Source organism: Micromonospora sp. NPDC005254 (assembly GCF_042872525.1).
Classification (GTDB): Bacteria; Actinomycetota; Actinomycetes; order Mycobacteriales; family Micromonosporaceae; genus Micromonospora.
In genome coordinates, this window is sequence record NZ_JBIAKM010000014.1 from 112643 (window position 1) to 123235 (window position 10593).

The 10593-nt window shown below is 72.7% G+C and carries 13 protein-coding genes; 9 read left to right on the forward strand and 4 right to left on the reverse strand.

The genetic code is table 11. The annotated features are described in order from the left end of the window. Positions 1-170: 170 nt before the first annotated feature. The gene (locus ACFYPR_RS31490) at positions 171-821 is read right to left on the reverse strand and encodes a GGDEF domain-containing protein (protein WP_354860005.1); all 651 of its coding nucleotides are present in this window, start codon (positions 819-821) and stop codon (positions 171-173) included. Positions 822-1085: 264 nt separating this feature from the next. Here ACFYPR_RS31490 and ACFYPR_RS31495 point away from each other — a divergent pair, with 264 nt between their 5' ends. The 7 genes from ACFYPR_RS31495 to ACFYPR_RS31525 all read left to right on the forward strand — a co-directional run bounded on the left by ACFYPR_RS31495 (position 1086) and on the right by ACFYPR_RS31525 (position 6895). Continuing rightward, positions 1086-1325: a DUF397 domain-containing protein gene (locus ACFYPR_RS31495; protein WP_234588179.1), complete on the forward strand. Its 240-nt coding sequence runs from the start codon at positions 1086-1088 to the stop codon at positions 1323-1325. 138 nt (positions 1326-1463) lie between these two features. Further along, positions 1464-2351: a helix-turn-helix transcriptional regulator gene (locus ACFYPR_RS31500; RefSeq protein WP_354860002.1), complete on the forward strand. Its 888-nt coding sequence runs from the start codon at positions 1464-1466 to the stop codon at positions 2349-2351. 131 nt (positions 2352-2482) lie between these two features. Then, the gene (locus ACFYPR_RS31505) at positions 2483-3526 is read left to right on the forward strand and encodes a LacI family DNA-binding transcriptional regulator (RefSeq protein WP_354859995.1); all 1044 of its coding nucleotides are present in this window, start codon (positions 2483-2485) and stop codon (positions 3524-3526) included. A 2-nt stretch (positions 3527-3528) separates the two neighbouring features. Beyond that, positions 3529-3732: a hypothetical protein gene (locus ACFYPR_RS31510; RefSeq protein ID WP_354859992.1), complete on the forward strand. Its 204-nt coding sequence runs from the start codon at positions 3529-3531 to the stop codon at positions 3730-3732. Between the two features lie 87 nt (positions 3733-3819). Next, the gene (locus tag ACFYPR_RS31515; RefSeq protein ID WP_355067381.1) at positions 3820-5283 is read left to right on the forward strand and encodes a serine/threonine-protein kinase; all 1464 of its coding nucleotides are present in this window, start codon (positions 3820-3822) and stop codon (positions 5281-5283) included. Between the two features lie 25 nt (positions 5284-5308). Continuing rightward, on the forward strand, positions 5309-6184 hold the full coding sequence (locus tag ACFYPR_RS31520) for an alpha/beta hydrolase (protein WP_355067379.1): 876 nt from the start codon (positions 5309-5311) through the stop codon (positions 6182-6184). 60 nt (positions 6185-6244) lie between these two features. After that, on the forward strand, positions 6245-6895 hold the full coding sequence (locus ACFYPR_RS31525) for a histidine phosphatase family protein (RefSeq protein WP_354859985.1): 651 nt from the start codon (positions 6245-6247) through the stop codon (positions 6893-6895). A gap of 15 nt (positions 6896-6910) precedes the next feature. On the opposite strand, the gene ACFYPR_RS31530 is transcribed toward ACFYPR_RS31525, so the two are convergent. From ACFYPR_RS31530 to ACFYPR_RS31540, 3 genes are all read right to left on the reverse strand, one after another. After that, complete coding sequence (locus ACFYPR_RS31530; RefSeq protein WP_355067378.1) at positions 6911-7408, reverse strand: DinB family protein; 498 nt, start codon at positions 7406-7408, stop codon at positions 6911-6913. 46 nt (positions 7409-7454) lie between these two features. Continuing rightward, positions 7455-7898, reverse strand: coding sequence for a VOC family protein (locus ACFYPR_RS31535; protein WP_354859981.1), 444 nt, complete (start codon positions 7896-7898; stop codon positions 7455-7457). A gap of 81 nt (positions 7899-7979) precedes the next feature. Beyond that, positions 7980-8660 carry a carbon-nitrogen hydrolase family protein gene (locus ACFYPR_RS31540; protein WP_355067485.1) on the reverse strand — a complete coding sequence of 227 codons (681 nt, stop codon included), beginning with the start codon at positions 8658-8660 and terminating at the stop codon, positions 7980-7982. A gap of 100 nt (positions 8661-8760) precedes the next feature. Between ACFYPR_RS31540 and ACFYPR_RS31545 the strand changes: the two genes are divergently transcribed. Beyond that, positions 8761-9570: a DedA family protein gene (locus ACFYPR_RS31545; protein WP_354859979.1), complete on the forward strand. Its 810-nt coding sequence runs from the start codon at positions 8761-8763 to the stop codon at positions 9568-9570. A 164-nt stretch (positions 9571-9734) separates the two neighbouring features. Continuing rightward, positions 9735-10187 (forward strand): response regulator transcription factor, encoded by a 453-nt coding sequence (locus ACFYPR_RS31550; RefSeq protein ID WP_387264221.1) that lies wholly within the window; start codon positions 9735-9737, stop codon positions 10185-10187. The last annotated feature ends 406 nt before the right edge of the window (positions 10188-10593 follow it).

Sequence of the window (10593 nt, forward strand, 5' to 3'; positions counted from 1 at the left end):
GTTCGGCGGCCCCGCCACCTGAGGCGGCCCCGCCACCTGAGGCGGCCCCGCCACCTGAGGCGGCCCCGCCACCTGAGGCGGCCCCGCCACCTGAGGCGGCCCCGCCACCTGAGGCGGACCCGCCACCTGAGGCGGACCCGCCACCTGAGGCGGACCCGCCACCTGACCGGTCACCCCTCCGCGAGGCGGACGCTGTCGACGAGTTGGCGGGGCGACCGCGGGCCGGCGAGGCTCTTCGCCTGGTACATGGCCGCGTCGGCGCGGCTGAGCGCGTCGGTGAGCTGGGCCGGACCGGTCACCGGGGCGAGCCCGACCGAGGCGGTGACCCGGACGCTGCACCCACTGAGCCGGATGGGCGCGGCGACGGTCTCGCTGAGGCGTCGGGTGGCGTGCTCGATCCAGCGCCGGTCGACTGTCGGGCTGGCGAGCAGGCCCGCGAACTCGTCGCCGCCGAGGCGGGCGACGAGGTTGTCCCCGGCGAAACCGGCCAACCGTTCGGCCACGCTGATCAGCACCTGGTCGCCGGCGGCGTGCCCGTACCGGTCGTTGATCTGCTTGAAGTCGTCGAGGTCGAGCACGATGGCGATCAGCGGCTGGCCGTCGGCGTTGGTGAGCAGCGCGGCCGCGAGGCGGTAGAAGGCGCGTCGGTTGGGCAGCCCGGTGAGCGGGTCGTGGCTGGCGGCGTGCCGTTCGGCGGCCAACTCGGCCTGGAGGTGCCCGATCTCGGCCTCGGCCCGCAGGGCCCGTCGGCGCATTTGCCAGGAGGAGAGCAATGCTCCCGCCGCACAGATGCCGGAGGCGACGCTCATCGGATCCGGCACGAGACCTCCCATCGCCGCGACCGCCTCCAGCCTTCGGTCTCGCGGCGCGGTGCCGCGTCGGGCAGTTTTCCCTGGTGGTTGCCCCAGTCGGGGTAACGCAAAGTGAACGGATAAGCACCGATCACGTGCGTTATCATGCTCGCCGTCCGGTGCAGATGCAATAGCAGATGCACGTGCATAACCGTCCACTGTCGATACCGCACCCTCGCCGTCACCGCTCCTCCCACGGGCACCGGCGGGCTCGTGAGCAGAAAGACGCCTCTCATGCAACAGCCACCCAATGGCGTTCCGATTACTCAGTTGCCCCCGCTGAGCTGGCAGAAGAGCCGCCGCAGCAACCCGAGCGGCAACTGCGTCGAACTCGCCGAACTGCCCGGGGGAGCCGGCATCGCCGTTCGCAACTCGCGCCATCCGGAGGGACCCGCGCTGATCTACACAGTGGACGAGATCGCCGCGTTCGTGCTCGGCGCACGCGACGGCGACTTCGATCACCTGATCAACTGACCGGTCGTCGAAGGCCGTCCCGGGGACGGGACTGAATAGCCGGTCCGGAGGAGTTCACCTCACTGTCGGTCCATGGCATGCTTACACGTCGGCCGGGCTGGGTGCCCGACCGCGTGGTCGGTATCCGGAGGTCCGCACGTGACGATGGTTCCCGCCGAGGGCGGCCCGACAACCGGGCCGACCGTGCTGCGCATGCTGCTCGGCGCCCAACTGCGCCGCCTGCGGGAGTCCAGCGGGGTGACCCGGGAGGGCGCCGGGTGGGAGATCCGCTCCTCCGAGTCGAAGATCAGTCGGATGGAGCTGGGGCGGGTCGGCTTCAAGGAGCGCGACGTGTCCGACCTGCTCACCCTGTACGGCGTCAGCGACGAGGGCGAGCGCGCGGCACTGCTGAAGCTCGCCCGGGACGCCAACAGCCCCGGCTGGTGGCACCGCTACGGGGACGTGCTGCCCAGCTGGTTCCAGTCGTACCTGGGCCTGGAGGCGGCGGCCGCGCTGATCCGCAGCTACGAGGTGCAGTTCGTCCCCGGCCTGTTGCAGACCCGGGAGTACGCTCGCGCGGTCGTGCTGCTCGGGCACGGCGGGGCCGGCGCCGCCGAGATCGATCGCCGCGTGGAGTTGCGGATGCAGCGCCAGCAACTACTGCACCGGGACAACCCGCCGCAGCTCTGGGCCGTCGTGGACGAGGCGGCGCTGCGCCGTCCGATCGGCGGTGCCGAGGTGATGCGTGAGCAGCTCGTCGCGCTCATTGAGGCCACCAAGTCGCCCACCATCCGGCTCCAGGTCATCCCGTTCGCCGCCGGGGGCCACGCGGCGGCCGGTGGCGCCTTCACCATCCTGCGCTTCGGCGACCAGGAGCTGCCCGACATCGTCTACATCGAACAGCTCACCAGCGCCATCTACCTCGACAAGCGCGAGGACCTCGACTATTACGCCGTGGCCATGGAGCGGCTGTGCGTCGAGGCCGAGCCGCCGGAGCGTACGCCGGAGATCCTGGGCCGGCTGCTGGAGGAGATGTACCCGCAGTGACGACCCGGCCGGGGCCGCACTGAGGTTTCACAGGTTCGTATTGACCGTCGCCAACCCGTCGGGTTAGTCTCTGTATCGATCCAGTCTGAATCGATACAGAGAGGTGCCGGGTGAAGCCAACACTGCAAGCCGTGGCGGACGCCGTCGGCGTCTCCCGCAGCACCGTGTCCAATGCCTACAGTCGCCCCGACCAGCTCTCCACGGCACTGCGTGAGCGGATCCTCGCCGCCGCGCGCCAGCTCGGCTACCCGGGGCCCAATCCCACCGCCCGCTCCCTGCGCCGCGGCTTCGTCGGCTCGATCGGGGTCCTGTTCACGTCGCAGCTGTCGTACGCCTTCACCGACCCCTTCGCGATCCGCTTCCTCACCGGGGTGAGCGGCGCCGCCGAGCGACACGGCACCAGCATGCTGCTGGTGCCGCTCCCACCGGCGCAGACCGACGCCCGCCGGGCGGTGGAGAACGCCGCCGTCGACGGCTTCTGCGTCTACTGCGTCGCCGACGAGGAGTGGGCGTTGGACGTGATCCGGGCGCGCGGGCTGCCTTACGTCAGCACGGCGTCGCACGACGACGCCGGCGCGGACGAGCGGTTCGTCGGCATCGACGAGCGGGCCGCGGCTCGCAGCGTCGCCGCGCACGTGGCCGGCCTCGGTCACCGCCGGGTGGCCCTGCTCGCCGACGCTGTGCTGCCCGACGCGCCGGCCGGCCCCGTCACCCTGTCCGGGGTGCACGAGGCGTGGCACCCGACCACCCGCGGCCGGCTTGCCGGCTTCGCCGACGCGTTCGCCGAGGTCGGCGTCGGCTGGGCGGAGCTGACGCTGGTCAACGCCCTGGGCAACAGCCGCCAGGCCGCGGCCGCCGCCGTCGCCGGGCTGTTCGACGGGCCGGCACCGCCGACCGCCGTGCTGGCCGGCTCCGACGTCCTCGCCCTCGGTGTGCTCGACGCGCTGGCCCAGCGACCGGGCGGCACCAACCCGCCGGTCTCGGTGACCGGCTTCGACGACATTCCCGAGGCCGCGTCGGCCGGCCTCACCACCGTCCGGCAACCCGCCGAGGAGAAGGGCCGGATCGCCGCCGAACTGCTGCTCGACCCACCCGCGGACGCCGCAGCCGGTCAGGTGCTGCTGCCCACCGCACTCGTCGTCCGGGCCTCCACCGGACCTGTCCCGAGGAGTTGACCATGGAATTCCCGACCGGCTACGTCACCGCTCTCGACGCGATGAACCGACACGTCAACTCGGCCCGACCGGACGCCCCGGTCCAGGCCGAGCGACCCCGCCGGGCGCTGCTCGCCCCGACCCGACAGGTGACCGCCGTCGCCCTGCGCCGGCTCGCCGACCGGATCCAGCCCCGACCGATGCCGACGGTGACCCGCTGCTCCTGACCCATTTGGGCACGCATGGGACGAGCGGTGCCGGGCCGGACACGCAGAGTGGTCGAAGGGGCACTCGCCAGGCAGACTGGTGAAGCCATGTCACCCTTCACGCCCACCCTCCGCCTCCACGACCGCTACGTCCTGCACGAGCGGATCGGGCTCGGTGGCATGTCCGAAGTGTGGCGGGCCGACGACGAGGTGCTCGGCCGGCCCGTCGCGATCAAGGTGCTCGCCGGGCAGCTCGCCGCCGACCCGCAACTGCGGGCCACCATCCAGCGCGAGGCCCGCGCGGCCGCCCGGCTCACCCACCCACACGTCACCCAGGTGTACGACTACGCCGAGGCGACCCTGACCGGCGGCGTCGTCGTCCCGTACCTGGTGATGGAGCTGGTCGAGGGCCACAACCTGGCCGACCGGCTGCGCAACGGCCCCCTGCCCTGGCCGGAGGCGGTCCGCGTGGCCGGGCACATCGCCGCCGCGCTGGCCGCCGCGCACCGCATCGGCGTGGTGCACCGCGACGTCAAGCCGGGCAACGTCATGCTCACCGACACCGGCGCCAAGGTCCTCGACTTCGGCATCGCCGCGCTCGGCGGGCTCGACAGCCAGTCTGGCGAGCCGCTGATGGGCACACCCGCGTACTTCGCCCCCGAGCGCCTCGCCGCCGGTCCGCCCGACCCGGCCAGCGACGTGTACGCCCTCGGCGCGCTGCTCTACCGCACGCTCACCGGCCAGGCGCCCCTGCCCGTCCAGAGCTGGGAGGACGCCCTCGAGGTGCACCGGCGGGGCACACCGGTGCCGCCGCTGCGGGTGGACGGCCTGCCCGCCGACATCGCCGAGCTGACCCTCGCCTGCCTCGCCGCCGACCCGGCCCGCCGGCCGAGCGCCGCGCAGTTGGCCCGCCGGTTCGGCGCCGGTCAACCGGTCGAGCCCCCCACCGAGCTGCTGCGCATCGTGGCGCCCGCCTCGGCGGCCCACCCGCCGACCCTGATCGACCGCTCGGCCGCGCGTCCCGTGCCGGTCGCGGCCGTGCCGGCCCGCCGCCGATCGCGCCGACCCCTGGCCCTCCTCGTCACGGCCGGTCTCGCCGTGCTGGTCGGCCTCGGCGCGCTGCTCACCCAGGGCCTCGGCGCACCCGACACAACCGGGTCCGGGCAGGTCGCGGCCCCGCCGTCGACCTCCGCCCCGACACCCGCGCCCAGTACGCAGGCACCGAGGCCGCCGGCATCGGCGTCTCCGTCGCCGCCGACCGCCAGCGCCGCGCCCTCGACCGTCGGTCAGCAGGTGCCGGTCAGCTTCCGCCAGGTCAGCGACGAGTTCACCGACGTGCTCGCCGCGGCGGTGGCCCGCGGAGATGTCGACCGCAAGACCGCCCAGGACCTTCGCGACGACCTCGCCGACGTGAACCGACGGTCCAAGGACCGCGAGCGGCGCATCGCCGACCTGCGAAACACCATCGCCGAGCTGGTGGACCGTGGCCGGCTGCCGCGGCAGACGGGCACACACCTCGACGAACTGCTCAATCAGGCCCGCGGGCTGCCCGCCGGGCGCACCGCCGACTGAGGGCATCTGTCGTAGTCTCACCGGCATGACGACGAAGCAGACGCACACCCTCGCCGTGCCCGGCGTCGAGCTGGTCTACGACGTCCGCGGCCCCCTACCCCCGGGCGGCGGGCGTCCCGCGCTGCTCATGATCGGCCAGCCGATGACAGCGGAGGGCTTCGACGCGCTCGCCGCGCACTTCACCGACCGCACCGTCGTGACCTACGACCCGCGCGGCCTCGGCCGCAGCGTCCGCACCGACGGCCGGTCCGACCACACGCCACAGCAGCAGGCGGCCGACCTGCACCTGCTCATCGAGGCGCTCGACGCCGGCCCGGTGGACGTGTTCGCCAGCAGCGGCGGTGCGGTGACCGCACTCGAACTCGTCGCGGCCCATCCCGGCGACGTCGTCACGCTGGTGGCCCACGAGCCGCCGATCAACGCGGTGCTCCCGGACGTCACGGCAGCCGAGCGCGCTCAGGCCGCCTTCTACGAGGCGTACCAGGCGAAGGGATTCGGCGCAGGCATGGCCGCGTTCATCGCGATGACGTCGTGGCAGGGCGAGTTCACCGACGCCTACTTCGCCCAGCCCGCGCCCGACCCCGCGATGGTCGGCATGCCGACCGACGACGACGGCAGCCGCGACGATCCGCTGCTGTCGAAGAGCTCGTGGGCGATCACCGACTACCAACCCGACGCGAGCGTGCTCACGGCGTCCCCGACCCGGATCGTGATCGCGGTCGGCGAGGAGTCGGCGGGCACGTACACCGACCGTACGGCCCTCGGCACGGCGGCGCTGCTCGGCCAGGAGGCCGTGGTGTTCCCGAGTCACCACGGCGGCTTCCTCGGAGGCGAGTTCGGCTATGCGGGCAAGCCCGAAGAGTTCGCCGCACGGCTGCGCGAGGTGCTGGACGCCGGCTGACGGCCGTCATCTCGTACGGACGGCTGATCCATCCGCGTACGTCGCTGGCATGATGGGCCGATGCGAACACGGCTGATCTTCGTGCGGCACGGCGAGTCGGTCCACCAGGTCGATGGGATCGTGGGCGGCCCGCACGGATGCCGCGGGCTGACGCCGCTCGGCCACGACCAGGCACACCGGCTGGCCCAGCGGCTCGTCGACGACTACGCCGTCGAGGGGCCGCTGGCGGTCTACTCGTCCGTGCTGCGCCGCACCGTCGAGACCGCGCAGCCCATCGCCGCGGCGTTCGGCGTCCGCCCGCTGGCCGACTGCGGCCTGTGCACCTGGCACACCCCGCCGTACGCGGACGGGCTGCCGGTCACCCGCTTCCGCACCGAACACGCGGTGCCCGGTGGGGGAGTGTTCCGGCCGTTCGAGGACGGCAACGAGAGCTGGGCCGAACTGGTGGTGCGCGTCAGTCGCGCCATCATGGAGATCGCGCACCGGCACCGGGGCGGCACCGTGGTCCTGGTCGGCCACAGCGAGACCGTCGAGGGCGCCTTCCACGCGCTCGCCGCGCAGCCGATCTTCCGGGCGTTCGACCTGGACGTGCCGCCGGCCTCAATCACCGAGTGGGTCACCGACCAGGACACCGGCGGCTGGCCGCCGGCCCGCTGGACCCTGCGCCGCTTCGGTGACACCGCCCCGGTCGGCCAGAGCGTGATCCAGTAACGCCGCGCCGGCGCCTTACTCGCTGAGGATCTGCTCGCGCAGGATCTCCGCGTGCCCGCAGTGCTGAGCCAGCTCGCGCAGCACGTGCAGGTACACCCAGTTCAGCGGCAGCGGACCGCGCCGGTTGCCGCGCAGCAGGTCGTCCAGACCCAGTGACGCCGTCGCGCGGCGCGACGCCTCGCACGCCTCGCGGTGGGCCTGCTGGACGGCGGCGATCGTGTCGCCGTCATCGAGGATGAACGACTCGTCCGGCGTCGCCGGGATCCCGATCTCGGCGCGCGACCGGCACGTGACGGCCTCGTCGAACCAGACCTTCTCGACGAAGGTCGCGTGCTTCACCAGACCCAGCAGCGTCGTCCGCGATGGCACCAAAGAGCGACGCGCCTGCTCCTCGGTCAGCCCGTCCAGGGCGCCGTTGAGCGCTCCGCGGTGTTCGTCGATGAACGCCTCGACCTGTGCCTGGGCCGGCTGATTCACGACATCTTCGGCGAACGTCGGCGGGAAGATGGTCATGGACCGAAGCATCTCAAGGGCGGTCACCTGTGAGCAACTTCGGCACTCACGAGCCGAAGGAGACGAGGGCACCGCGTTCGTCGAAGACGGCGGTGCCCGCCCAGGCGATCTCCCAGCGGTTGCCCTCCGGGTCGGCGATGTAGGCCGAGCGGCCACCCCACGGGCGGTCGGTCGGCTCCGCCACCACCGTCGCCCCCATCGCGACGGCCGCCGCGAAGGCCGTGTCGACCTCGGCGCGGTCATCGACGTTGCAGGCGAGGGTCACGCCGGACCAGCCGCCGGCCGGACCGGCGACGCCGGGTGCCGCCTCGGCGGCCAGATCCGGCAGCGGATAGAGCGCGAGCAGAACGCCACCGAGCAGGAACGCCGACCAGCCGTCGTCGCTCGCCGACAGCTCCGGCCAGCCCAGGGAGCGGTAGAACGACCGCAGCGAACCCATGTCGCGTACGCCCAGAGTGACCACGGACAGCCGAGAGGGGATCGCACTCATGGCCCCGATCCTGCCGCAGCGGTACGACAACCGGTCCCTCGTCGGGGGCCCTCGGGCCGGTCGTCGACTCCGGCGGCACCCTCAGTGGAGGGTCGTAACGGTCCACTCGCCCGGTGCCGTGCCCACCCGGGCGGTCACCTCACCCCGCGGTGTCCAGATGGCCGACCGTCCCGCCGCCTCGGTGTAGCCGCCGCCGGTGGACCCGGCGAAGCTCGCCACCGCCACCCAGACCCGGTGTGTCGTGGCGATCCGCTGGGCCCGCTCGTCCGGAACGCCGGCGTCGCGCGCCAACTCCAGCACCCCCGCCGCGTACACGTCAATGCCGAGCGCGGCCGTGCGCTGCGCGTGCGCGGCGACGCCGGTGTCCTTGCAGACCGCCAGCCCGATCCGCCACCCGTCCACATCGAGCACCCTTGGTGTGTCGCCCGGCCGGAAGCGCTGCGCCTCCGCGCCGCCGAGCCACATCTTCCGGTACGCCACGGTCACCCCGTCGCCGGTCACCGCCAGCACCCCGATGTGGTCACCGGCCACCGGTGCACCGGCCAGCGCCAGCGTGCCCGCCTCGGCGCACGCGTCGACCAGCGGCGCCAACCGGGGGTCGTCCACCGACGCGACCGGGCCCTGCAACTCGTACCCCGTCAGTGACAGCTCCGGGAAGACCACCACCCGGGCGCGCGCCGCGCGGACCGCGTCGGCGTGCGCCCGCGCGTTCTGTGCGACATCCAGGGGTACGCACGGCGGCTGCGCCACCGCGAGCCGCAACGGGGTGCGGTTTTCCGCACGCCCGCCGGTGGGAGCGACCCGCGGGGTCGGATGGTCCGCCTCATGGTCGATTCTCAGGATCGGTTCGTAGCGTGGAGACATGATTCGAACGTCGCACGCCGTGCTCGCCACCGGAACCCCCGCCGCCGCGGCCGAACCGCCCGAGGGCGGAATCGTCGGCTACGTCAGCGATCTGGTGGAACGGCTCGGCGGGCCGGGCGCCGGTCTGGCGGTGGCGCTGGAGAACCTGTTCCCGCCGATCCCCAGCGAGGTCATCCTGCCGCTGGCCGGCTTCGTGGCCGCGCAGGGGCGGATGAGCCTGCTCGGCGCGATCTTCTGGACCACGCTGGGCTCGGTGCTGGGCGCGCTGGCGCTCTACCTGATCGGCGCGTCCCTGGGCCGGGAGCGGATGCGCGCCATCGTCGCCCGACTGCCGCTGGTGAAGCTCAGCGACGTGGACCGGACCGAGGCGTGGTTTCTCCGGCACGGCGTGAAGGCGGTGTTCTTCGGCCGGATGATCCCGATCTTCCGGAGCCTGATCTCCATCCCGGCCGGGGTGGAGCGGATGCCGGTGCGGATCTTCCTGCTCTACACGACGCTGGGCAGCCTGATCTGGAACACCACCTTCGTGCTCGCCGGATACCTGCTCGGCGACAACTGGCACCTCGTCGAGGGCTACGTCGGCACACTCCAGAACGTCGTGATCGTCGCGTGCGTCGCGGCCGTCGCCTGGTTCGTCGGCTCCCGGGTGCTGCGGGCCCGCCGCGCCGCGCGAAACCCCGAGTCGGCCGACCGTCCCTGGTCGGACTCGGGTCCTTCTCGGGATGGTGCGCCACCGTCGGGGATGCCGGATCCGGGCGGTCGGGGCACCCTCTACCGGGGCGGCTCCTGGGCCTCGGACGAGCGCTAGCCCGCCGCCTTGCCAGACGTCTCAGGTGGGGACACCAGCGCTACGCCGCCCGGCTGCGCGCGGACCGTCCCGAAGGAATCGGTCGCCCAGGTGGATGACTCCCTCGACGCCTCGACCGGGTCGCCGCCCGGGGCCCCGCGCTCAACCCGGAGGTGGTTAGCCAGGTGGCGGCCGGATCGGAGCCACCCGACCCGTTCGGCCGACTCACCCCGCGCGAACGGGACGTCCTGCACGAGATGGCCCACGGGCTCACCAACGCCGGTGTCGCCCAGCGGTCGCACGTGTCGCAGAGCGCCGTGGACGAGCACGTCAACGCCATCTTCGACAAGCTCGGCCTCGCCCACGCAACTGGCTACAGCCGCCGTCTCCTTGCTGTCCTGCGCTACCTCTGCATTCCCTTCCTAAAGATCAAGCCAGATCGGGGAGGCCGGGATGTCCCGATCGCTCGCACCATCCGGTATCGGACATTCCGGGTGGATCGTCACCGGGCGGCTCGCTCCGGCGCTCGGGGGCGGTTGGTCTGGGGCGTGCTGTCCGGTTGCGAGGCCCGATGGGGTGTGACCGGGTGCATCCCTGGGCCGGAATCGTGGCGGGCCGGGGGTCGTTACATACCCTGACGATCGCAGGACCACGGCCACCGTGCCCCGCCCAACCGGTGGGGGAATGGGCGGCCGGGTCGGGTCGTTGCAGACCCCCGACCGACCGTGGGCCCGCCCCCGGGTCCGCTGCCAGGTCCCGCTGAAGGCCCGGGAATGACCCCGGACCGGCGGTCGTTACACACGGTCCCGGCGCCACGAGCGACCCCCTCGCCCGTCGGCCGCCGCCCCGGCACCGCGAGGGCCTCGCCCCGCAGGGTGCCGACCCGAAACTTTCCCCTGCTTTTTGCAGCGCCCGACGAGGTGCTCACATCCGCGTCACCGTCCCCCCGGTGGTGGCGTGTGGTGTTCCTACCCCCGAAGGAGCTACCCCCATGAACACGATCTTCCGTAAGAGCATGCTGTCCGTTGCTGGTCTCGCGTTCGC

Bases quoted from the DNA above. Each gene is read 5' to 3' on its own strand.
- ACFYPR_RS31495 (WP_234588179.1), top strand. From the start codon at position 1,086: ATGCAACAGCCACCCAATGGCGTTCCGATTACTCAGTTGCCCCCGCTG.
- ACFYPR_RS31545 (WP_354859979.1), top strand. From the start codon at position 8,761: ATGATTCGAACGTCGCACGCCGTGCTCGCCACCGGAACCCCCGCCGCC.
- ACFYPR_RS31530 (WP_355067378.1), bottom strand. From the start codon at position 7,408: ATGACCATCTTCCCGCCGACGTTCGCCGAAGATGTCGTGAATCAGCCG.
- ACFYPR_RS31525 (WP_354859985.1), top strand. From the start codon at position 6,245: ATGCGAACACGGCTGATCTTCGTGCGGCACGGCGAGTCGGTCCACCAG.
- ACFYPR_RS31535 (WP_354859981.1), bottom strand. From the start codon at position 7,898: ATGAGTGCGATCCCCTCTCGGCTGTCCGTGGTCACTCTGGGCGTACGC.
- ACFYPR_RS31520 (WP_355067379.1), top strand. From the start codon at position 5,309: ATGACGACGAAGCAGACGCACACCCTCGCCGTGCCCGGCGTCGAGCTG.
- ACFYPR_RS31510 (WP_354859992.1), top strand. From the start codon at position 3,529: ATGGAATTCCCGACCGGCTACGTCACCGCTCTCGACGCGATGAACCGA.
- ACFYPR_RS31515 (WP_355067381.1), top strand. From the start codon at position 3,820: ATGTCACCCTTCACGCCCACCCTCCGCCTCCACGACCGCTACGTCCTG.